This is a genomic window from Methanosarcina sp. WWM596, assembly GCF_000969965.1.
In the GTDB taxonomy this organism is placed as follows: Archaea; Halobacteriota; Methanosarcinia; order Methanosarcinales; family Methanosarcinaceae; genus Methanosarcina.
In genome coordinates, this window is the sequence record NZ_CP009503.1 from 1331069 (window position 1) to 1355741 (window position 24673).

A 24673-nucleotide genomic window follows, 5' to 3' on the forward strand; every position below is an offset into this window, starting at 1 on the left:
TCTCACATTAAATTTGTTATTTTTTCAAAAGCGTCAAGTATATAATCTCGATCAGATAACGTCTATCTAATAACGTTCTAATATGTGAGCTAACCATGGAGTATAATAATAATCAGAACATAGACGGGTCTTCGGAGAATATGAACAGACAAGCTCATGAAGTGAGTGAAGCTGTTTCTACATTAGACATGTCTACGGCCGACCAGGTGGAAAATGAGCCTACTCAGGTCATGGCCGAGTCTGAGTTAAGTGATGAAATAGATGAAGAAGATGAAGATGCCATCGGCTTCCAGTTTGAAGACACTTCTAATATAGAGGTCCCAAAACTCCTTATTGATCAGGTATTGGGGCAGGAACATGCAGTAGAAGTCGTCAGGAAAGCCGCCAGCCAGAGACGGCACATCATGATGATAGGCACTCCCGGAACAGGAAAGTCCCTGCTTGCAAAAGCAATGGCAGAACTTCTTCCTAAAGAAGAGCTCAAGGATATCCTTGTATATCCTAACCTGGAGGACCTTAACAACCCCAAGATAAGGGAAGTTCCCGCCGGGAAGGGTCGAGAAATTGTTATGGCTCACAAGATGGAGGCAAGAAAGAAAGCCCAGGCACGGAACATGCTTATGATGCTCTTTGTTGTGGGTATTATCGTCTATTCTTACTTCGTCGCCCAGCTGCTCTGGGGTATCATTGCAGGCATTATGATTCTCATGTTAACCCGCCAGTTCCTTCCCAAAGAGGAAATGATGATTCCGAAAATGGCGGTTTCAAATTATGACAAGGACCACGCACCCTACATTGATGCAACCGGAGCCCACGCAGGAGCTCTGCTAGGGGATGTCAGGCACGACCCCTTCCAGTCCGGAGGGCTTGAAACCCCTGCACACGACAGAGTAGAAGCCGGAGACATTCACAAAGCCCACAAAGGGGTGCTTTTCATTGACGAAATCAATACTCTCAGGCTTGAGTCCCAGCAGAGTCTCTTGACTGCTCTTCAGGAAAAGGAATACCCTATTACCGGACAGTCTGAAAGGAGTTCGGGAGCTCTTGTTAAAACCGAGCCCGTACCCTGTGACTTCATTATGGTCTCTGCAGGGAACCTGGATGCAGTACAGAAAATGCACCCTGCACTAAGGTCAAGGATAAAAGGCTACGGGTACGAGGTCTACATGAGAGATTCCATGGAAGACAGTCCCGAAAACCGGAAAAAGCTGGTCCGCTTCGTTGCCCAGGAAGTCGTCAGGGACGGACACATCCCTCATTTTGACGAAGGTGCAGTAGAAGATATCATCAGAGAAGCCAGAAGGCGCGCCGGCAGGAAAGGCCACCTTACCCTGAAGCTCCGTGACCTCGGCGGGCTTGTGCGTGTTGCAGGAGATATTGCCCACTCCGAAGGGGCTCCAATCACAACTTCCGAGCATGTACTTGCGGCAAAGAGGATTGCAAGGTCTATTGAACAGCAGCTTGCAGACAGCTACCTTGAACAGCGCAAGGACTACGAGTCTTTCCTCAGGAAAGGTTCTGCTGTGGGCAGAGTCAACGGGCTTGCAGTTATGGGTGGAGATTCAGGAATTGTGCTTCCCATTGTATCCGAAGTCACCCCTGCCCTTTCCGGGGCCGAAGGGCGAATTATTGCAACAGGCAAGCTCAAGACCATTGCAAAAGAAGCGGTGCAGAATGTATCCGCAGTGATCAAGAACATGACCGGCACAGACATTTCCCGCCACGATGTCCACATCCAGTTTGTAGGGACATATGAAGGTGTAGAAGGGGACAGTGCATCGGTTTCCATAGCAACCGCCGTAGTCTCTGCTATTGAAAGGATCCCTGTGGACCAGACTGTCGCAATGACGGGTTCTCTTTCTGTCAGGGGAGATGTCCTGCCTGTTGGTGGGGTCACTTACAAGATAGAAGCAGCTGCTCGGGCGGGTATGAAGAAAGTCATTATACCTAAAGCCAACGAGGCAGATGTTCTTGTCGAAAAAGCATACAGGGATAAGATCCAGATCATTCCTGTTTCCTCTATTGCAGAAGTAATGGAACACAGCCTTGTGGGCCCGAAAAAGAACACAATTATCGAAAAACTCAAGAATATTACAAAACTAAGTTTCGATATCCCGGAAGTATCACCCGCTTCCGTACAGGTTATTAATCTCTTTGGGTGCAGGAACTGATCATGAAAGGCATTATGCAGGACATAAAATTTTATGACTGCAGGGTGATAGAAGGCAGTTCCACTTCTGTCATCCTGGATAACGGAAAGATAGAAGAAATGTCTCGAAACTTCACAAGGGGGGCCGGAGTAAGGGCTCTCTGCGGAGGTTCCTGGGGCTATACGGCTGTTGAAGGGGAAATCGACCTTAAAAAAGGGGTCGATGTTGCCTCAAAACTTTCTTTTTCTATGAATGCGAGCACCCCTAAAGAAGAAGTCGAACTTGCAGCCATAAATTCGCCAGGTGTAAAAGACCTTCCTGAAATCAGGATCGACCCGAGAGACATTGCAATTGAAGAAAAGGTAGACCTTTTGAAGAGTATTGAAGAACATGCAAAGATTGCAGGAGTTCACAGTACAAAGGTAATGTATCTTGAGTCAGAATTTAAAATCCAGTACCGGAGTTCCGAAGGTCTGGAATGTGAATATGAACTTTTGAATGTTGGTTTTGCAGTCTCCGCCGTTGCTTCTGAAAACGGTGTATACCAGGCAGGTAGAGAAAGCCGTTTCGGATACGGTTATGAGCTTTTTGAGAATGAAAACGTCCTCGAGCTTGCCGAAAATGCAGGAAAGACCGCAATTCAGCTCTTGAAGGCTAAAACTCCTAAAGGCGGAGAAATGCCTGTAGTGCTTGACCAGGAGCTGGCGGGAGTATTTGCCCATGAAGCTGTAGGGCATGCTTCGGAAGCCGACCTTGTGCTTGAAGGAGATTCCATTCTTGAAAACAGGATCGGAGAACAGATAGCATCCCCGCTTATTACGATCATCGATGACCCCACTCTGCACGAATTCGGGTATTATCCTTTTGATGCTGAAGGTTCCGAATCAAAAAGGACCGAAATAATCAGGAACGGAGTTTTTAATTCTTATCTCCACTCCCGGGAAACCGCAGCCAAACTCGGGGGAACTCCCGGAAACTGCAGGGCCCAGGGCTATTCCATGCCTGTTGTCAGAATGAGCAATACCTTCATTGACAACGGTGATTCTAAATTTGAAGAGATGCTGGAGGAAGTCCGGAACGGCATGTACCTTGTGGGGTCAAGAGGCGGGCAGGTAAACACCGGAGAAGGCATATTCCAGTTTAATGCCGAAAAAGGATACCTTATAAAGAACGGAGAACTTTCCGGGCTCTTAAGGGATGTCTCCCTTTCAGGGAATACTCTTGAGATCCTGAACCATGTAACCCATGTGGGTAATGACCTGAAAATGACTGCCGGAAGATGTGGAAAAGCCGGGCAGCTTGTACCTGTGTCCGACGGTTCTCCTCATGTTGCAATCTCAAAAGCCCTTGTAGGAGGTGCCTGAAAGTGTACGAGCTTGCAAGAAAAGCCCTGAAAATGGCAGAAGAAGTAGGGGCTGAAGAAGCTGAAATTTATTACGCTGCAAACCATTCAACGGGTATCAATTTCAAAAAGGACGCACTTGAGAACGCTAAAGACCGTTTCTCGGAAGGTCTGGGAATCCGTGCCATTGTAAACGGCGCAGTGGGTTTTGCCAGCACCAATTCTGCACGAGAACTCGAGAACGCCGTAAAGATTGCGGTTGCAGAAGCCAGGGTTAGAGAAAATGATCCTGACTGGATAGCCCTCCCTTCCAACGGGAAATACCCTCAGGTCTCAGGCATCTTCGATAAAAAGGTTGAGGCTCTTGAACTCGAAGAATGCATTGGCTATGCCGTAGAACTCGTTAAAGGGACAAAAGAGATTCCAGGAACGCTCCCGACTTCAGGGGGCTTTACCCGTTCAAAGAGCAGGCGTTTTATCCTGAACACAAACGGAATCGAAATTGAAGAAGAATCCTCAGGAGTTTCCGGTTTTGTTGATGTGATAACCATTGACGGGGAAACCTCTACAGCCTATGACTTTGCTGTTTCCCGTTCTCTTGACATTGACTTCTTTGCTCTCGGGAAAAATGCTTCCGACCTTGCCCTGAAATCCAGGGGAGGAATAAAAATAGAGCAGCAGAAAACCGATGTTATTTTTCATCCATTTGCCTTTTCTGACATCCTCGAAGAAGCCTTTGCTCCTTCTATTGATGCGGACAATGTGCAGAAAGGAAGGTCAGGCCTGATAGATAAAATCGGGGAAGAAATAGCGGTCCCTGAACTGTGCATTTATGACGACGGGCTGGTTGAAGCAGGCATAGATACCTCGGCTTCGGACGATGAAGGTGTTCCTTCACAGCATACCACAGTTATTGAAAACGGTGTGCTTGAAACCTATCTCTATGATAGCTATACCGCAGGAAAAGCCGGTGTGAAAAGCACAGGAAACGGCTCAAGGTCCTCCTATACAAGCCCTCCTTCAGTAGGGCTCAGGAATTTCGTCATCGACTACCCGCAGGAAGATGTTATTGCAAATACTACCTCCGGAGTTTTCGTAAACACGATTATAGGTGCCCATACTGCAAACTCAATCTCCGGGGATTTTTCCGTAGAAGCCAGAAATGCCTTCACAATCAAGGACGGAGTCCTGGATAAGCCTGTAAAATCCCTTATGATTTCGGGTAATGTTTTCGAACTCCTGAAGAACATCACAGGAGCAGGCTTTGACGTCAGGAAAGTCGGAGGTATAATCACACCTTCAATTCGGGTTTCCGGCATGAGTGTAATAGGATAACAGTTTATACTGAAATCCGCTGCTAAGTTTTTTGACCTCAAAGGCTCTATTGTTAAGAACTTTCCCCTGGGATAAGTTCCTGAGGTCAACTTCTTTTTTTTGAAAATTTGATTCGTATTCTTTTTATTCGTGTTCTATGTATTCGGGTCAATTTCTGGTTAATTTCTGGTTAATTTCTGGTTAATTTCTGGTTAATTTCTGGTTAATTTCTGGTTAATTTCTGGTTAATTTCTGGTTAATTTCTGGTTAATTTCTGGTTAATTTCTGGTTAATTTCTGGTCAACTTTTTTCCATTTGTTTCAATTGCCTGGGTTCTATAGAGAAATTTTAGAAAACGCCTTTTCATTACTCGTGAAATATCTAGCCTGAACCCGGAAGCCATTTTTGAATCCAAAATAAATATATTACCTTCGCCAGCTTTTCAGGTGGCTCGTCGAAAAAAGAGAACGATTTAAAAAAGATTTGAGTAAATATGAAAAGGGCATTTTTCACGTCTACTTCACTTTATTCCTGGACTTCCCCTCTGACCACGAGTACAGGTGTCTTTGAATGCCTCACCACGTTTTCAGCTACACTCCCGAGCAGGAATCTGTCGAGTCCGGTTTTCCCGAGTGTTCCTATCACAATCATTTCAATGTCGTTCTGTTCCGCAAATTCTACTATTTTATCTGCGGGGTGTCCTACCAGAAGTACAGATTCCACCTCGACTCCTGTAGATTTTGCGGCATCTTCCACAAAAAGCGTAGCTGACTTTCCTTCATTCCTGAAGTGCTCCATTGCAGCCTTTTCCCAGCCAAAGTCCCTGGCAGAATAGGTCGTCGGGACTACCACATATACAGCGTAAAGTTTAGCTCCGCTGAGCCTGGAAATTTCAATCGCCGTATCAACCGCTTTTTTAGCAAGTTGCGAACCGTCGGTTGCAACCATTATTTTTTTATAAGTTTCTTCTCTCATACCAAATCCCTCTTTTTTATTCTCCTATCAATTATTTTCCTCGTGTCCTGTGATCGGCTCTAGCTTTCTGAAGCATTATCTGGCACATATCCCTTATTATAGGTGCATGTGTGCATGTAAGTGTATACTTGCTCCACATTATATGCTATATTAATTTATACTATTCCAATTATTATATCTCTCTTATCCATATAATCTTTAGTGACTTATTCCATCTTCTTATATTAGACTTAAAATACGTTTTATTAAATATCTTTAGCAGATATTTTTACCCGTTTAGTTTCCACCCCTGAATGTTTTATTCTTTGACCGGAAATGCCGTTCCTCTGCTTTATAGTCTAATTTCCCTTTTAACATGCCATATCAGGAAAGAATATATTAAATTATAGTGCTTTTTTCTGGATTATGATACAAAAAGGTATTGTCCGTTTTGTGCACCAAAATGCTTATATATCAGATCTTCCTCTGTTGTTCCTTGTGAACGGGTTAAGCTCAAAATCAAAGATTATTGCTCATAATCAAATCCAACATATTTTAACCTCCTCCTAAAATCCCCGTTCACTGATTTGCTTTATATATCTTTATTAAGTGAATACAAGTAAACTTTAGTTCAATTTTGTCTATTTCTCTTTTCTTTGAATCACTCTTCATATCTTTTTTAAATATCACCCTATAAAAATATCTTTCTCATGAAATACTTCCCTGTTATGGGCAACCTTTCTTGTCTTGGAAAATTCATATTTCAGTTACCATTTAAATGTAAAATAACTTCTCACCCTGCTGTACTTTCCTTTAAAAAAAATAATATTATATAATACCGCTAAAATAAGGATTATTTACTCTTAAATTTTAACTTTTTGGGTTTTACAATTTGACATTTCTGGTGTGAACTACCCCACCCTGCTTTATGATGAAAGCGAGGACGGAGCTTCCTTCGAGTAATTACGTCACTTCTTGCTTCCTTTTTTACAATGATCTTTTCTGGATTTGATTGTATCTATTTTTGTATTCCAGTATTGATCTGAACGTGGTGTTTTAACTTCAATGAATTTTCCTTGAGTGTTTACTGCTGTTACTATTTTTCGTGATTCCTAAGTCTATTGCTTGATACAAATCGTTATCAACATACTCTATTATAGGATTTTCTTCATATGTTATTGATACAAAGAAATTTCCTTTACCATCTATAGGGACAGGATAGTTTGGACGGATTGGCGTAATGAATATAGAGTGGATGTTTTTCCCGAAGAATCAATGTAATATCAAAAACCAGTGAAAAAGTCAGGGTTAAGGGATAAATTGGAGACAATTGACCAAATCTGACAAAGCAAAGCTTTCTGTTAAAACAAATCCCTTAGCCCTGTTGGTAGATTGAGAACCATTATCAGGCCTGTGATCTTTCAGTTCATTTTCCTGATAATTAGTTTTTTCACAGCCTTTTTTCCATTCTCTTCGGAAAAGGCTTCGTTTCCTTTATCTTCGGAAATCTCAACCCAAACCCTGAAGTGGTGATCACTGCCTGCTTCGAGATCTCTTATGCAGATTTCAAGGGGTTTCTCCTTTGCAGGCTCCTTTTGCCCTGTGTATTTCTGTCGAATAAGTTTTACTGCAGCCTTTTCTGGGGAAATGGACGAGACGACTCCAATCATTCCTCCGTTCTCGTACGTGACAATGAAGGTCTTTTCCTTTTCCTTCTGCCCTGCTGAAGCTTCCTGTTTTATGGTTTCGCGCCTGAGCTGCCTCCGGACTCTGTCAAGGGCATCTCCAGAATCCTGTTTTTGTGGGTTCTGTCTCAGGGCTCTGGCTTCAGAAAGGTGCTTTTCTTTTTTCTCGGGTGGGATGTAGGGGGCTTTTCCCAGGAGTTCGTGTAGGAGCATGATTGCCGCATGCTTGTCAAGGGGTTCGTTATTGTTCCCGCATTTGGGAGACTGGATACAGCCAGGACAACCGCTTTCGCAGGGGCAACTCTCAATGGCTTTTAAGGTTCCTTCTAGGACCTCTTCGATCAGATCATACCCTTTTTCAGCATATCCCACTCCTCCCCTGTGCCCATCATAGATGAAAATCCCGCTTTTGCCCCCAAAGTCGGGATGGGAGGGAGTTGAAACTCCCCCTACATCGCTCCGGTCCACAAGCAGGTGCAGAGGGTACATGGAAATCATCGCATGCTCAACCGCATGAATCCCGCCCGCAAAGTCAAGTTTATGCATTTCGATAAGTTCTTGCAGCCGGTTTGGGAGCTTAAGCCAGAGGGCAACTGTCTGAAGGATTACTGGAGGCATTTCAAGGTCATGGGTACTCATAGTCTCGTCACTGTGGGTCCGGATTTTCCTGTACCCTACAATAGTGTCCGTTACCTCCACGTCCCCAAGCCCTACCTCCACCTCGGGAGCGTGCTCGAGGGGCTTTACCGCAAAGGTCTCCTGCACCAGGACCGAGGAATCTATCATGGGTTTTGTATAATAGCCGTCGTGTGTCTTTATGGCATGGATCTCCTTTTTCTCGTGGTCGATCCTGTTTATGTAGAAGGGTACTCCTCTGTGCATGTAGACCGCCCCTGGATGGCATTCCCGGAAAGCCAGATTTTCCTCTATGTCTTTTTCGAGAGGAAAACTCTTTTCCCCTTCAAAAGTGAGAAGTGAGTAAGTATTATTATCTATCCCCCGGAGAAAGACGTGTTTATAAGGGAAAGGGTCAGTGGTATACTTCAGGTCGCTGCCTGCAAGCAGCCCCTCGGCTTCCAGAAGCTCAACAACTCTTGAATACCCTTTGCCGAAGTACTTTTCATCGGCTGTCCTGAGAGGGATTTCCTTTGCTGCGCAGAGCAGGTGCCCTGCAAGGATATAGGGGTTTTTGGGGTTGAGCACTGCATTTTCGCTGCTTCTTGCAAAAAAATCGTTCGGGTTTCTCATATAATACTGGTCAAGGGCATTCGTACCGGCTACCATAAGGACAAGACTTTCGTTTCCACTCCTGCCAGCCCTGCCCGCCTGCTGCCTGGAGCTCATGACCGTGCCGGGATAGCCGTCAAGAATACAGGCATCAAGCCCTCCTATATTGATCCCGAGTTCGAGGGCATTTGTAGAAATGACACCCCTGAGTTCTCCTGAATTCATTTTCTTTTCGATCTCTTCCCTCTCCCTGTCAAAATAGCCGCTCCTGTAAGAACAGATAGCAGAAGCGAGACCTCGCTCCCTCAAAAGTTCCCTGCAGCTCTTATACATGCGTTCCACCCCCTGCCTGGATCGCGTAAATGCAAGAGTCTGGAGTCCCGCCTGGACTGCTCGTGTAAAAAGGGTTGAGGTTTCGGAAAAACTGCTCCTCCGGAGTGTGCACCCCCTTCCATTCAGGTAAAGAGGAGGGTTCCAGAACACAAATTTCTGGGGACCGTGTGAAGAGCCGTTGTTCTCAATCACTTTTGCCTCCCTCCCCAGCAGGGTTTCGGTATGCTCTTTCGGGTTTCCTATGGTTGCCGAACAGCAGATAAACTGTGGGGAAGCTCCATAATATTCCGCAACCCTGAGAAGCCTTCTGAGCACGTTTGCCATATTGCTCCCTATGACTCCCCTGTAGTAATGGCTCTCGTCAACAACAATGAATTTGAGGTTCGAGAAAAAGCGTCTCCAGAGATGGTGCCAGGCAAGGAAGCTCATGTTCACCATTTCAGGGTTTGTGAAAACAATATTTGTCTGACCTTCCCTGATTTCCCTTTTCTGGGTTGCAGTCAGGGCACCGGTATAACGGGCTATGCCTGCCCCGGAATTCAGTGCCCCCTCAAATTCCAGAAAGGCTTTCAACTGGTCGTTTACCAGGGCGTTTAAAGGAGAAATGTAAAGGGCAGTAGCTTCAGGGTCCTTCATGATAGTTTCAAAAATAGGAACCATGTACGTAAGGGACTTTCCGCTTGCTGTGCTTGTACAGAGTACTATGTCTTTTCTTTTCCTTATCTTTTCGATCGCCTCAGCCTGATGAGAGTATAATGATTCAATTCCGATGCCTGCAAGAGCAGCTTTTACCTTCGATTCCAGCTCAAGAGGTGCATAAAGGGCATCCATTGCCGGGATTTCCTCTATATGGACTATCTGGTTTTCATAGCGGCTGGAAGCTTTTATTTCATTCAGCAGGCGGGAAATATCCATTTTTAGCGCTCCGTTTTATTTTATTCATAAACCTTAAGCAGGAAACCCGTTAAATCTTCAGATTTAGCGGGTAGTTGACTCTTTTTTTCCAGGTGTGGATGAAGCTTACGCTTTATTCTGGCCGGGTTCCGCAGACTCAAAGGGAATGACGAAGAACAGAAGAGGTGAAAGTTCACATTCAGCTTGTTCCGGAATAATATTAATCTATTGACTGCTTACTACCCGAGCTTTTAAAATTAATCTTTCTTCATTATCCAAACTTTTGAGTAAGAAACTAAAAGATAGAAATTCAGAGAAACTGAGCAGAAACAAACGAAAAACAGTATTTAAAAGCTGATAATTAGTAATTGGTTCAGTAACCTGAACCGGTGTAAGTTGTTAGAACTCAACCTTCGGGACTTCTCTTTCAGCCTGTGTGGCTTCAAACAAATCTTTTTTCTCGAATCCCGTTAGAGATGCAACAATATTCTTAGGAATTGTCTGAATACTGATATTATATTTCATAACGGTATCATTATAAAATTGTCTTGAGTAGGTGATTTTGTTTTCGGTCTCCATGAGGTCTTTCTGGAGCTGCATAAAGTTCTGGTTGGCTTTAAGGTCGGGATAGTTTTCTGCAACTGCGAAAAGGGATTTCAGAGTGGAGAAGAGGTAATTGGATGCCTCCGCAGTTTCATTTACCGTATTTGCAGACATTACTGCAGCCCTGGCTTTCATAATATTTTAAAAAAGAGTTTTCTCGTGGGGTGTATACCCTTTCACGGTTTCTATCAGGTTGGGATAAGGTCATAACGCCTTTTAAGCTGGACTTCGATCTGGGTCCAGGCATTTTCCACCCTGTTTCGCTGCTTTATATGAAGAAGCGTAAAACCCCTGAGTCTTTAGCTCAGGGGATATAAGCGTCAACTTCAACCCTGATTCCGTATGTAGTATTCTGCCGCCTCTTTACTAACATTTCCGATAGTAGACGCAAAATAACCATCACTCCATAACGTATTCTCACCCCAATAATACTTTTTCATATATTCTTTTTGAGTTTTCCATAACCTGTTAGTATATTCTTGTTTCAATTTTCTGACAATTGACAAAACGCTAACTTTCGGCTCACTCTTGATCAAGAAATGAATATGGTCTTTGTCAGTTTCCATTTCAAGGATTTCAAAGTTAGACTCTTTTGAAATGTCAATCATAATCTGTTTGAGTTCTTCGCTAATTGGTTCAAGTATGACTTTTCGGTATTTGCAAACAAAAATAACATGATACATTAACAAAAATTTGCTATGATTCCGTGTTTCATACTTCGTATTTACCAAAAAATACATATATTGTTAAAGCATATTATGCCTTTGTATGATGCAAGCGTTCAAATTTAGACTCTATCCTACAACTACACAAGCTATTCAATTGAATCAGCATATAGGTAGCTGTAGATTTGTCTATAATTGGGCACTTGACCAGAAAATTAAAACTTATGAGCAGACAGGGGAATCAATTTCCAGATTTGACTTAAACAAATTAATTCCTACTCTAAAGGCTTCTAATGAGTGGTTAGGAGAAGTTAACTCTCAATCATTACAGGGGATGACTAAGCAGGTTGAATCCGCTTTCACTAGATTCTTTAGAGAGAAAACAGGGTTTCCAAAGTTCAAATCAAAAAAGAATCCGATACAGTCTTTCCCTGTACCTCAACACTACACTGTAAACTTTGAAAATAATACTATCAAGCTTCCTAAAATAGAACCAATTAAAGCAGTTCTTCACAGGAAGTTTGAAGGAGAGCCTAAAACGGCTACGGTATCAAGGACATGTAAAGGACATTACTACATCAGTATCCTTGTTGAAGATGGAAAAGAACTTCCAGTAAAGGAAGCTTTCACAGAATCAACAACAGTAGGAATTGATGTAGGTATCAAAGACTTTGCTGTCCTTTCAACAGGAGAAAAGGTTGAGAATCCAAAGTACTTGAAAAACTCTCTTAAAAGGCTCAAAGTATTACAGAAAAGAGTCTCAAGGAAACAGAAAGGCTCTAAGAACAGGGCAAAAGCTAAACGAAGACTTGCTGTACTCCATGACAAAATAACAAATCAGAGAAATGACTTCCAGAACAAACTCTCTTTTAGACTTGTTAGCGAAAACCAAGCTGTAGCTCTGGAAACTCTAAATGTTAAAGGCATGGTTAAGAATCATCACTTAGCACAGGCTATAAGTGATTCTGCGTGGAGTAGTTTTGTAACAAAGTTGGAATATAAGGCTCAATGGTTTGGAAAAACCGTCCTGAGAATAGGACAATTTGAACCCTCTTCTAAGCTATGTAGTGTGTGTGGATACCACAATAAAGAGCTTCAGCTAAAAGACAGAGAATGGATTTGTCCAGACTGTAAAACCAAACACGATAGAGACATTAATGCCGCTATCAATATCAAAAAATTCGCTCTCATAGATCAGAATCTAATTGGATTATGACACCGTAGGGACTACGGGGATGAGCTTGGGGACTTGCCCTCAATAGAGGGAGGAATGAACCAAAAAGCCACTCAGTCTTTAGCTGAGTGGTAGTTCACAAGATCTTTATAAATTATAACGAAGAACAAACCCAGAACTATTAGCAATATTATCAGAATTTCGACTGTCAAGACCAAAACATGGCTATTAAGGCTGAAAGTTACTTTTGGCATTCTGCTTCATCTGACGGAAAGTTTTTTTGGGCAAAGGTGATGATTTAACAACAGGAATGGAAAATATGATTGACAATAAATATAATACCATTATTTTTGATTTTGATTACACATTGGCGGATGCAACTAATGGTATTGTATCAAGTTTTAATTACGCTTTTAACAGGTTAGATATTAAAGGATATGATCGCGAAAGCATAAAAAAGACCGTCGGATTACCGCTGAATGAAGCGTTCATGCAACTGACAAACAAGAAAAACGAAGCCTTAATAAGTCGTTTTAAGGATTCATTCAGAGAAAAGGCCGATGAAGTAATGTCAAAAAATACTGTGCTTTTTGATGACACGATAAGTACATTACAGAGATTAAAGCAGAATGGGTTCAATACAGGAATCGTAACGACAAAATATCATTATAGGATAGTTGAATCTTTAAGCATTCATAATATTTCAAATTTGATAGATGTTATTGTCGGAGGAGAGGATGTAAGGGTCCCAAAGCCGTCTCCTGAAGGGTTATTACTTGCAATTGACAGCCTTAACAAACAACTAAATAATGTGCTATATATTGGAGACAGTCTGGTAGATGCTAAAACGGCCCTGGCGGCAAATGTTGATTTTGCGGCAGTGACCACTGGAACAACAAGCGCAAACGATTTTTCACAATATCCATGTACAAAGATATTAAAGAATTTGTCAGAGATCTTCAAGGACTAGGTCCGGTTCAACTATATTCTGGGGATGTATCAACCGGGCGGCTTCACAAAGAAATTAAAATGAGTAATAAATGGCCATTTTCATGGCCAGAGCTATTGATTGGGAATTACAACAACTCAGAAATTCTGTCTGCGTTCTGAAGCCCTAATAGTACTGCACCCACGCCACGTTCTGACAGGCGTACAAATCCCTTTGAAACACTTTTGTCCACAAGTTTAGCGCGATATAATTCATCGATTGCATTTTTATCTAGCTTTGATTCTTTTTCCCACCCTTCGTTTATACCAAGAATTCCCATTTCATATAGATGCTTAAGTATTTCGCTTTCCATCGATTCTAATATATACATATTTATTAACTCCCCATTTCATAAACCTTCAACAGGAAACCCGTTATATCTTTGAATTTAGCGGGTAGTTGACATTTGCCTTGAACGTGGAAGCTTCAATCTGAGCAAATTTTGGAGGTTTTTTAATATCTTCTGGGAGCATCAAAATTTACCATTAATTCCGTTAACCATTGACTGCAATCAATCTAAAACCCAGAAAATAAGAAAAAGACTTTAATTTTTCTTTCCGCTTTTATTTGTTAGATTTTTTTCCAAATTCTTATCGATTATCAATCCACGCCCAACTATTAAACTTTTTTGAAATATTTTGGCTTTTTGGCTTTTAATTCGCTTTTTTTTATTATTTGAGGTTTTACCAAAAACTGTAAAAATGCTTTAAAATCTAAAAAATACATTTAAAAAGATTGAGGAAAGCCCGAAAGAGCTATGTTCCTTCCCCTTGCCCCCCGGTGCACAGGAACCAGCATCTTCCAGGCAATTCTTATTCACATACCTTACCGATTATTCCTATCGGTTATTCCTCACTCTTTTGATCTATTAACTCCCTTACCCTACATTACAATGTACAATTATCCATTTTGTTATTTTAAATTAATTCTACAAAAAATAGTTTATTAACAAAAGTTACTGCCACATAAAAAATTATAATATGGAACAACAAATTAATATTAATGACGTTTTTTATTATTTTTCTGGAATCTTCACCTACTATTTTGCTTCATATAATACAAAGTACCTTTAGAAAACCCCAACTCTTTCTAATCAGAATCAAAAATACTCAGGATATTTTGCCTGATTTCATGGGAATCAACCCTTTGACTCCAGATTCAGGGCTAAAATCCGGTTTTCTCTTTTGACCGCAAATTGCATCTCAAGTTCTTTCTTTTCATGCGCCACACTCCGCTTGAACCCGCCTGCGTACAGTAACTAAAAATAAAATCATTAACCGTGCCGGGAGTCCCGAAGACGACCCCCGAATATCAATAAGGTAGCCGGAAATAACAAAAAATACGCACACGCCAATGATCTCTGATTTAGCTGATCCATAACTCAGAATTACACCTCTATATTCCAAATTTGGAGCGGAGGCGCGAAGATACCCCATTGCTTGCGGGGGTGCACCAGTGCAAATTTGATTTTTCAGGTTCGGTGTTTAATCTGGAGTTCTCCTGATTTCTCCTTCTTGTCTTACCAGGGTCATACTTGAAGCAATGCTTTACGAGAGTGTATTACCGGTACAAACCATAAAGCTCCATGCTTTAGCTTTTGAGAGAATGTCAAATTATGTACCGAGGCTTCTGCTAAGTCAGTTCCTCCTCGGAAATCATATTTTGTATTGCCTTTAACGAAACCACGGATGAGTCCCGTTTCTGGAGAATACTCGATAAATGAATTGTCTTCCTGGACAGTGCCGATGATTGTAATGTCATCAGAAGTGGAGGTCAGATTATACCGGCCTACCTTTTCATCAGAGACCGTCAGCAATCGGACTTGTTCCTGGGTATCTTCGGTAATCCCGTCACTATTCAGAAAGGTGACGTATTCCTGGGTCACGTTGTATGACATGTTAGTTTTCGCCCACTTAGCCACGTCCTCTGTCAGGGGCAAGGATGAGATTCTGCCATCAGCATAGAGAACATAGGAAATGGTTATATTACGCGTGCTTTCGTTGAGATTGCCCAGGATGAGGTTGTTTTTCTCACAGAGCATAACAATCTCGACTGTACCGTCCTCGGCAACCGTGTCGATGTATCCGGCAAACGATGTAGATGTTGTTTTCCCATGTGGGGTGATTTTTCCAGAAAACACGTTTCCTTCCTGGCTGTCTATCAGGTAAACACTGTTCTGGGCAGTTGTCCACGTCCCGGTGAGATCATAGACCTCCGTTCTGTCATCGGAAATCGTCTTTCCGTTACGAACTGCAAGAGCCGTCTGGACAGTGATAACCCCACCTGAATTGGCAATAGTCTCCGTTGAAAAAACGTCATCTGACTTGATAATTCCGCTTCGGAACAATCTGGTATTCCCGTCATTTCCATAGCTGAAGAAATGCTTACCGTGTTTATCGTCAATAGCAAAGAACAAAGGAGAGTCGGAGCTATCCTCCATGATCGTAAACAGCCGATCATACTGAGTGACGGTGTAAACTTTCCCAGAGTTGTCTGCGGCAAATCCGCCGGACGCAGAATCGTAGGTGATACCTGATACGGTTGTAAAAGCGCCGTTGATATTATATGGTACTTGCTTTAACCCGATATCTGTCGCCGGGTGTCCAGGACTGACAGAACACGCGATGGCTGTTCCTGCAATTAGAAAAAGAATTATTAGGGGAAGACTCAACGCAATTGCTGCCCTGTGAATTGCTTTCATTTCTCATTCCTCGTTATTTTTTCCATTGCATTTACAGGAATTTAATGATTTTAAATGTTGGTGTGTTAAACTGTTTATTGACTTTATAAAGTATATTTTGCTAATCAAAAATAGATAAGAGCTTATTCTAGTGCTCTCTATGAGGCGTTTAAGGAAAGGGTAAAGCAAATATATTGAAAATTTTATTTCAGGACTAAAATGTGGAGAGCTTGTTCATGCCACGGGAAAAAGTAAAAAGGAAGCTAATTTCAATCTATTGTGGAGGATTTGCGTGAGGTGTAGGAGATTTATCAGAGGCTTTTCCTTATGTCGCAGCTTGTGAAGGGAAGAGATTAGAATCCCATCCCTCGCACTAAATTTAGGGGATATAGGTAACTCGAATTTTTTGTACGCATTTGTGTAAGGAATTTGCACAACCGCTAAATTTTCAAAAATTGCCTTAACAAAAAATAACCACATTTATATTAACTTGTTGTATAAAAACGTCGGATTTTTATAAACACCTATAGTATTTCTACACGATAGGAGTTTTAAAAAACTGTTCCATCTAAAATGGCTGTTAATTTTACTTAAAATAGAAAATTCTAATTCCTAATCTTTTTAATAAACTCGGTTCCAAAATATAGTTATTCTTGCATTTCTTGATTGAAAAATTTGAATTCTCAAGAAGAAATCAGTCTCGAATCAAAATTAACATTCGATATCTAAGGACTTCAACCCTAATGCATTATTACAAGGATTGTAATCGGTTAAAAGTTTAATGATTTTTAATTTTACGTTCATCGCTAGAATCTGCACTAAGAGCCTATCCGAAAAGTCAGTAATGCATGTTGAAAAGTCACATAGATCTATAATATCAGAGCATCCATTCCGGTTTTGAATATTGAATATTTAAAAGTTATAGTAGGTAGCTACTTTTCGGATAAGCTCTGTCGAAGTTACAAGAAAACAAATTTATAGTATTGTGTAGAAATATATAGACGGTCAAAAATCAACTCAAGATTCAGAAAAGTGAGGTATTCAAGATGATCATTGGGGTCTCAGAAATACTGTTTATGCTTACTCTGCTGTTGTTTCTTATATTTATAATATTGTTCTTGAAAATAATTTGTAAATCAAAAAAGAATTGACGGTGATCCAATCCCAAAATTTAAAACTTACCTCTTTGGCCTGTCCTTTAAGCAATTAACTAGTGTCTGGGCAGCTTAATTATGCTACTCTTTAGTTATAAAAACGATAACTAAAGAGATGCCTCCATATACATTGTGTTTCAGATTCAATTTGCCATGACACTAGTGCTTCGATTCCAAAGTGAATTCCTTATCTATTAAGAAAATCCATGGTCATTGAATAGATCTAAACCTCAAGTTTTATGAGCCTACTTCGGAATCACAGTACTAGTGCTTCGATTCCAAAGTAAATTCGTTATTCAATGGGAAAATCCATGATCATTGGACAGATTAAAACATCAGGTTTTATGAACCTACTTCGGAATCACAATACTAGTGCTTCGATTCTGAATTATATGCATAAATCATTATATTAGTAAGACTATAAATGTACTTATGCCTCGCATAAGTCTTCGTCCCAAATTATCATTTACTCAACAAGAGTTAGACTATCTGACCAAGTTAAGTCGTTCTAGAAATCAAACTGCAAGCATTGTTGAAAGATCCAAGATTGTACTTTTGAGCTATCAGGGAAAAAACGATACTGAGATCTCCAGAGATTTGAAAGTAGATTACAAAACTGTGAGAGAATGGATAAAAAGAGTTTTGGATCTTGGAGTTAAAGAAGGCTTGGTAGATAAATCAAGAAGTGGAAGACCTCAAGATATTAGTGCTGAATCACGAGCTTGGGTAGTCTCACTTGCTTGTATGAAACCAAAAGATCTTGGTTATCCTCATGAAATATGGACTCAGAGGCTCCTTGTTGAATATATCAGGGAGAATTGTATCAAAGAGAAACATCCTGATTTATCGAAGATAAATCAGGGGACAATTTCAAAGATTCTCAATGCAAGCAAAATAAAACCACATAAGATTAGCTGTTACATTGCTAAAGTTGATCCCGATTTTGATCAAAAAGCAGCCAATGTCCTGAATACATATAGAGAGGCTAAAAGACTAAATGAAAAAAAAGAAAAAAAGAAGAAATTAAAACTGTGATTATTTCTTACGATGAAAAACCAGGTATTCAGGCAATCGGAAATGCTTATCCAGATCTTATGCCAGTAGAAGGGCATTATTCTACAATAGCAAGAGATTATGAGTATAAAAGATATGGGACTCTTTCACTATTAGCTGGAATTGACTTGATATCTGGGATAATTTATTATAAAGTATTTGAACAGCATAGAAGCTGCGAATTCGTTGAATATCTCAAAGGACTTGAGTCAACATACTTAGAAGAAAAAATCATAATTATACTGGATAATCTAAAAATTCATACATCAGAAGAAACTCGGGAATACCTGGCGACGGTTCCTGATAAATTTGAATTTGTTTTCACACCCAAACATGCTTCGTGGCTGAATATCATCGAAAGTTTTTTCAGTAAAATGGTGAGGAGCGTGTTGAGAGGAATAAGAGTAGACTCAATGAATGAATTAAAAGAAAGAATTAGTCAATATATAAACCAGATTAACGAAAAGCAAGTTCTATTTACGTGGAGATATAAAATGGAAGAAATGGATGAAATGCCTGGTGGAATCACAGTCTAAAATGGTGTTAATTAGGAATCAATGCACTAGTTATTCTCGTAAGAATTACACTTAAAATTGAAAAATTAGTAAATCACCTTTCCTTGATGCCATGTTACTCGAGGGGTCCCGCCAATTGCAGGGAATCCAAAGTCAGCGCCAGAAGCAGGTGAAAAAGGAACAAGAGAACTTCCTTTTGTGTGAGCTTCCAGAGCGAAGCAATATAATACAGCATCATAGTCCAAATACGTTGAGCAACTTGCACTGGCGTCATAAGGGCCACCAGTGGCCGTAAGGCCAGTTAAGCTGACTGCATCTTCATCTTCACTAATCTTAACCCATTGGACCTCTTGTGGTCCCACCCATATAAGTTCCCACAGAACAAAGTCTATAGAACAATCGTCAGGATAGAGGCAACCTCCACACCAATCGAAATCAACACCTACGATTGCATTACCTGTGTCTGGAGCAAAAAAATATGTGAACATGTATCCGTCTGCATAATATGAGCCTACAGCTTCACTTCGAGCTGCAATCTTCATATATTCATCGGGGTCAGATGAAGTTGCTTCATGTAATGTAGCCACATTATAACCAACTCCCCATCCATCACTATCAGAATCCATATAAGATACATCTGGATACGTATAGATAGTATTGGTAGTACTTAACAGGTTGATAGTATTGGTAGTACTTGAAAAATTTATGGGGCTTGTATTTTCAGAAAGCGAATTTGTGTCATTAAGGATCTCATAAGGTATTGGAGGTCTTTTATTGCGTAATAAAAATGCATGTTCTCTCTCAACAATCTCTTTTTTCAATTTAATTTGATTATATCGTGGATCATCTGTAATAGACGTTATCGTTTTATTAGCAGCCTCTTGAGTGATTCTCCCATTCTCAACATCATCTTTGAGTTTATTGATTTCCGCTATCATGTCCTGTAACTGAATATTATATTCAGTATCGTTGAACTTACTATTATCACGTAACAAAATTTCTTGATCTCTCTCATCAATTTGCTTTTTCAACTTAACTTGACTATATCGTGGATCATCTATAAGAGAAGTTATCGTTTTATTAGCAGTCTCCTGAGTAATTCTCCCTTGCTCAACTTCGTCATAGAGTTTATTGATTTCCACTATCATATCCCGCAACTGCATGTTATATTCGGTATCATTGAACTGGTCCTCCAAATCCAATGATTCTGCCATACACGTGGGAGTCATTAGCAAACCAAATATCACAAATACAAACAAAATGTATCCCCAAATATTCGAAATACTAATTCTATTAATCTTAATCACCTCAATTTTTCTTGATAAGATAGTGACTCTAAAATTCTGAAAGAATAAGTCTCCTAAACAAAAATTTACAGAGTCGTTTAAAGAATTGCCGTCCTTACATAAGCAAGTTTCTCCTTTGTTAAGAATCTCTGGATAATAATATTTATATTATTATTTAAAAATTCATATTGGTAAACTAAAAATCATATTTTATTATTAATATTCGTAATGAAACTAATTATTTCGGAAGGTTTACAATTCTATTGGGAAAATCAATTTTTTGGACTCAAATGCAAAAGAACTTCAAAATAATACATGTTTGAAGTGAAAGACAAGAGACAGCATCAAGAGAAATTTTATTGAAAAACACTCTAAAAGAGATATTCATTTTATACCTAAATATAATCACTATTGATGCCGTTTTACTATTTTACTGTAAATATTACATTTTACCGGTAAAATTTACAGTTTCTCTTGATGCTGTTTTACTATTTTACTGTAAATTTTACAATTTCTTTTGACACCGGTTTACAATTTTACTGTAAAATTTACAATTTCTCTTGATACCGTTTTACTCTTTTACCTGTGAAATTTACATTTTTTACATTTTACAGTAAAAGTATACACATTTTTACTTTTGACCTGAAACCAAAGATTCCCACTTACTCACCCTTTCCAGTACATGAGCATTAAGACTAAACGGTTTATCTGACTTGGCATTTTGTTTCATATAATGCAAAGTACCTTTAGAAAACCCCAACTGTTTCCAATCAACATAAGAAATATTGAGAATCTTTTGCCTTATGTCATAAGGATCAATTCTCTCAATTTCATATTCAGGCTTAATGAAATCCAGTTTTTCCTTTTTGCTTGTAAGGTAATGAGCTAATTTTATTACCTTAAGAAAGATAAAATAACCCCAGGTGCTTTCTTTTCCCTGGTAATTTACTTTTTTATTCAGCATATTGGAAAACTCATTAACAATCTTCCTGGCTCCTGCAGGCTTTAGATAAAATCGCCTGTAACAATGGCTGAAGAAGAATATGTTTTGGACAACTCTTTCGACCTGGAAATCATATACAACCCCGTTTGCTCCTATCGAAAACGTTTTTTCTGGAAAAGCAGTGGACGAATTTTCTTTGAGCTTTAAATGACTCCAAATCCCAAAAGAATGATTATAAATATAATGATTACAAAAATAATCATTATGCAATTCTACAACCGGCAGAAAGAGCTTGAACTTATGGAACTGCTCGACCAGGGGAAACCCTCTTTTCTTGTCATAACCGGAAAGAGAAGGGTAGGAAAAACCGAGCTGATCAAGCAGTTCACAGGGAACAGGAAAGCACTTTATCTTTTCGTTGACAGCAACAAGAGCATAGACATTCTGATGGACGAGTTCGACCGGCTTTTAAAAGATAAACTGGACCTGCCGGATTACATAAAAGTCGATGAACCGGAGAATTTCCTCAAATTCATCACCTCTTATGACAGGGACCTGATAATAGCGATCGATGAATTCCAGAGGTTCCGGAAAGTGTACCCATCTTTCATTACTCAGCTGCAGCGATACTGGGACATGAAGCCGGACAATTGCAGAGTCTTTCTTATCGTGTCCGGATCTTCAATTGGCATGATAAGAAAAATATTCATTGAGGAACAGGCTCCACTCTTCAAACGTGCCGATGATATTCTGACTATAAAACCCTTTACGGTTCTTGAGACATTTGAGATGCTCGATGGCATGGGTATAAAAGATCCGGAAGAAAAACTGAATCTATACTTCCTTTTCGGAGGGACAGTATATTACTATCGCCTGTTTGAAAAGTATCAGTGCACAGGATTTGATGATGCCCTTGAAAAGCTGATCTTCAGTGAGTTTGCACCGCTTAAAAATGAAGTGAGGGACATTCTGATAGAGGAATTTGGGAAGGAGCACTCCACATATTACGAGATAATCTCAGCGATATCACAGGGAAGATGCTCGATGAGTGAGATCTCAGATATGACACATGTTTCTTCGAGCTCATTGTCATCTTATTTTTACGATCTCATAGACCTGCTGGGAGTAGTGGAACACCGAATACCTGTCATGGACAATCCTGAAAAAAGCAAGAGAGGACGGTATTTCTTAAAGGATAATTTCTTCAGGTTCTATGGACGCTTCGTATATCCTGTGTACAGCCAGTATATGGCAGGCAATTATTCTCCCATGCTGGAAAAGGTCCGGAAGGAATGGCAGAGTTACACAGGCAAGATATTCGAGGATATTGTTCGTGAACTGCTGGTTGAAAAGCTGATCAGCGATTATCCAGAGCTTGGGAGCTGGTGGAACCGGAAGGGGGATGAGATTGATATTCTTGGAGTAGATCACCAGGGAGGAAAAGCCCTGGCAATTGAGGTCAAAAATAAAGAACTGGGTGAGAGCGAGGCCAGAGAGATCCTGGAGTTAACACTCGATAAAACAAAATTAGTAAGAGGAATATCTGGTCAAAAATTGAATGTAGGGATAGTGGCCAGAAAGGTCAAAGGCAGAGAACACCTGGAAGGTGATGGATTCCTTGTATGGGAACTGAAAGAGCTTATTTCGCAATTATTTTGAGTGAAAATGAACTGATAGTCAGGAGACAGGGATACTGAGTAAGGATACCTGACTGTGAAAAAAAACAGTAATTTAAAAAAATTATACATAGGTTTTCTGGATTCTGATCTGCTGTTACAGTTTCAGGTGATCGTCTCAGAAAAATTGTTTAATACTGTAAACTGAATTTCTTCTCTAAAAGCGAAAATATCTACTTTAGCCGGGCATTAGTTCGTCGCTCTTTTGCAGGTCTGCCTTAATTCAGAAAGCAAAGCATACCCTGATTTCATACTTCACTATTTATCCGTTCCATACAATTTTGACTTCTTTTTTATCTTAAAATAAAAGAAAACGATTTAACCATGAGTATTCAATATCTATCTAAAAAATTTCTAATTGCCAATAAGAATTTACTTTAAAATTGTTAACGTATATTGATATGGCAAACATGCAACTAAGCAATATTAAATGTTTTATTGATACCTAAAATAATGCTAGAGTGATTTGAAAAGGAGAGCCTATGAAACACTTCATTACAAAAGATACGCCTGTTACGGAAGAGGTGCTTAATGTCATTGCCCATTTGCCCACGAAAAGTCTTCCTTCAATAGTTGAAGATGAATTCTTCGTTAAACTGAGCGACTGCAATATTATGCATATAGCAGTTTTACTTGCGCAAAAAAGCTATGATGAGGGAGGCTGTCCTATCGGGGGCGTCATCATCGATAACAATACGCGCCGGATTGTCGGCAAAGGGCATAATACGCTTGTGCAGGACAATGACCCTTACAACCACGGGGAAACTTCGGCCATACGTGATGCGGGACGGCAGGACTTCAGCGATACCACAATTTTTACAACACTTAGCCCCTGCGACATTTGTGCCACATTGATATATATGCGTCAATTCGACCGTGTGGTTGTCGGGGATGTTACGAACGCCTCGGGCAATGAACTGAACGGACTTTGCATAAAAAAGGAGCCGATCTCAAAAACTAATATCATGAAAACTAATATCATGTTAACATTATAAACTCAACATTTCTCCACACGTTATTTTGATGCAAGTAAAGGATTAAATTATTTACTTGCATTCTTGAGAATCAACCCATTGACCCCCAGATTCAGTACTAACAAAATCCGGTTTTTTGGAAGATATTTGTTGGGGCAATCATTACAGAGATTAAATACAAACACGATGTTCAAAAATTGGAATAGTAAGTAAAATACTTACTTTTTTAATATTTATTGAACAATAGGTTTACGCTTTAATAATAAGTGTCTTATGAACCCACAACAAACCATTATAACCAGTGCACCTGATAGTCAGACCACTAATATAATAGCCAGTCTTTGGAAACTTGTGTACCGGATTTTTTAGTGCTGGAGTAATTTTTGTTCCTGAGAGAGAAGTTCCATCTCCAAAGTCCCATCTGATATATGTCTCTGTACCTTTTGATAGGTCCTTAAATTGTACCACTCGTGGATCAGTGCTCGAAGCGGCTACTGCTGTATAATCAATGTAATTACCTCCGCCGGTTAGACGTTGTGTTGCTGGAGGAGTTCCTGCACCAAGGGGAGTTTTGTATATAGTAAATGATGCAGAGGCTGCTGTAGACAATAAAGTTAATGCCATTAATACGGTGAAAACAGATAATGTTATTTTCCAGATAGACTTTCTATTTTTCATTTTTATTCTCCTATTTTTTATTCTAAGTTTGATCCGGGAACACTCTTAGTCAAAAATAATGGGGAGAGTTAACATATAAACATACTTATATTCTTGATATTATATGAAAATGGCAATACAACTTTAAAGCTTTATAAAGCTTTATTTTTGGATCTAAAAGATTACAACAATATAAATTAATTAAAAAACGGTCACAATTGTTACAAGTTTAAAAATAAGGATTATGAGGAGGTTATTATATTTATATATATTATGACAGTTGATTGTTTCCAGCAGGAATAGGCGCATATGTGGAACGTCAGCTTTGACCCCTCTAACCTTAAAAACGTATCTTCTTCAAAATGTATGGGAAAAAGTAAATTTCACTCATGTGTGAACTGTCTAA

The 24673-nt window shown here is 39.9% G+C and carries 16 protein-coding genes and 1 pseudogene; 8 read left to right on the plus strand and 9 right to left on the minus strand.

The features are described 5' to 3' along the window. The first annotated feature begins 95 nt into the window (after window positions 1-95). Genes lonB through MSWHS_RS05990 form a run of 3 tightly spaced genes read left to right on the plus strand, consistent with a single transcriptional unit; the run spans window position 96 to window position 4827 of the window. The gene (gene lonB / locus MSWHS_RS05980) at window positions 96-2171 is read left to right on the plus strand and encodes an ATP-dependent protease LonB (protein ID WP_048126814.1); all 2076 of its coding nucleotides are present in this window, start codon (window positions 96-98) and stop codon (window positions 2169-2171) included. 2 nt (window positions 2172-2173) lie between these two features. After that, the gene (locus tag MSWHS_RS05985; RefSeq protein WP_231585604.1) at window positions 2174-3514 is read left to right on the plus strand and encodes a TldD/PmbA family protein; all 1341 of its coding nucleotides are present in this window, start codon (window positions 2174-2176) and stop codon (window positions 3512-3514) included. A gap of 2 nt (window positions 3515-3516) precedes the next feature. Then, entirely contained in the window at window positions 3517-4827 is a 1311-nt protein-coding gene (locus MSWHS_RS05990) for a TldD/PmbA family protein (RefSeq protein WP_048126817.1), read from the plus strand. A gap of 504 nt (window positions 4828-5331) precedes the next feature. On the opposite strand, the gene MSWHS_RS05995 is transcribed toward MSWHS_RS05990, so the two are convergent. From MSWHS_RS05995 to tnpA, 4 genes are all read right to left on the minus strand, one after another. After that, window positions 5332-5781 carry a universal stress protein gene (locus MSWHS_RS05995; protein ID WP_048126819.1) on the minus strand — a complete coding sequence of 150 codons (450 nt, stop codon included), beginning with the start codon at window positions 5779-5781 and terminating at the stop codon, window positions 5332-5334. Window positions 5782-7181: 1400 nt separating this feature from the next. After that, the gene (locus tag MSWHS_RS06000; protein WP_048158858.1) at window positions 7182-9920 is read right to left on the minus strand and encodes a DEAD/DEAH box helicase; all 2739 of its coding nucleotides are present in this window, start codon (window positions 9918-9920) and stop codon (window positions 7182-7184) included. 378 nt (window positions 9921-10298) lie between these two features. Continuing rightward, on the minus strand, window positions 10299-10637 hold the full coding sequence (locus MSWHS_RS06005) for a LemA family protein (RefSeq protein ID WP_231585605.1): 339 nt from the start codon (window positions 10635-10637) through the stop codon (window positions 10299-10301). 191 nt (window positions 10638-10828) lie between these two features. Beyond that, complete coding sequence (tnpA, locus tag MSWHS_RS06010; protein WP_048129009.1) at window positions 10829-11242, minus strand: IS200/IS605 family transposase; 414 nt, start codon at window positions 11240-11242, stop codon at window positions 10829-10831. Between the two features lie 28 nt (window positions 11243-11270). On the opposite strand from tnpA, the gene tnpB reads away from it, so the two are divergent. Next, on the plus strand, window positions 11271-12383 hold the full coding sequence (gene tnpB / locus MSWHS_RS06015) for an IS200/IS605 family element RNA-guided endonuclease TnpB (protein WP_048127540.1): 1113 nt from the start codon (window positions 11271-11273) through the stop codon (window positions 12381-12383). 238 nt (window positions 12384-12621) lie between these two features. Beyond that, on the plus strand, window positions 12622-13311 hold the full coding sequence (locus tag MSWHS_RS06020; RefSeq protein WP_231585606.1) for an HAD family hydrolase: 690 nt from the start codon (window positions 12622-12624) through the stop codon (window positions 13309-13311). A 106-nt stretch (window positions 13312-13417) separates the two neighbouring features. Here MSWHS_RS06020 and MSWHS_RS06025 read toward each other — a convergent pair whose 3' ends face one another. Further along, window positions 13418-13642: a hypothetical protein gene (locus tag MSWHS_RS06025; protein ID WP_156148079.1), complete on the minus strand. Its 225-nt coding sequence runs from the start codon at window positions 13640-13642 to the stop codon at window positions 13418-13420. Between the two features lie 1215 nt (window positions 13643-14857). After that, on the minus strand, window positions 14858-15769 hold the full coding sequence (locus MSWHS_RS06030; protein WP_231585607.1) for a hypothetical protein: 912 nt from the start codon (window positions 15767-15769) through the stop codon (window positions 14858-14860). Between the two features lie 1826 nt (window positions 15770-17595). Here MSWHS_RS06030 and MSWHS_RS19035 point away from each other — a divergent pair. Beyond that, window positions 17596-18752, plus strand: a pseudogene (locus MSWHS_RS19035) (IS630 family transposase). 65 nt (window positions 18753-18817) lie between these two features. Here MSWHS_RS19035 and MSWHS_RS06040 read toward each other — a convergent pair. Together MSWHS_RS06040 and MSWHS_RS21265 are read right to left on the minus strand one after the other, a co-directional pair. Further along, window positions 18818-19945, minus strand: coding sequence for a hypothetical protein (locus tag MSWHS_RS06040; protein ID WP_156151192.1), 1128 nt, complete (start codon window positions 19943-19945; stop codon window positions 18818-18820). A 703-nt stretch (window positions 19946-20648) separates the two neighbouring features. Then, window positions 20649-21230 (minus strand): hypothetical protein, encoded by a 582-nt coding sequence (locus MSWHS_RS21265; protein WP_231585608.1) that lies wholly within the window; start codon window positions 21228-21230, stop codon window positions 20649-20651. Here MSWHS_RS21265 and MSWHS_RS06050 point away from each other — a divergent pair. Next, the gene (locus tag MSWHS_RS06050; protein ID WP_231585609.1) at window positions 21225-22619 is read left to right on the plus strand and encodes an ATP-binding protein; all 1395 of its coding nucleotides are present in this window, start codon (window positions 21225-21227) and stop codon (window positions 22617-22619) included. The genes MSWHS_RS21265 and MSWHS_RS06050 overlap by 6 nt on opposite strands. 562 nt (window positions 22620-23181) lie before the next feature. Continuing rightward, on the plus strand, window positions 23182-23631 hold the full coding sequence (locus tag MSWHS_RS06055; RefSeq protein WP_231585610.1) for a nucleoside deaminase: 450 nt from the start codon (window positions 23182-23184) through the stop codon (window positions 23629-23631). 228 nt (window positions 23632-23859) lie between these two features. Here MSWHS_RS06055 and MSWHS_RS06060 read toward each other — a convergent pair whose 3' ends face one another. Next, entirely contained in the window at window positions 23860-24288 is a 429-nt protein-coding gene (locus tag MSWHS_RS06060) for a PKD domain-containing protein (RefSeq protein WP_048126836.1), read from the minus strand. Between the last annotated feature and the right edge of the window lie 385 nt (window positions 24289-24673).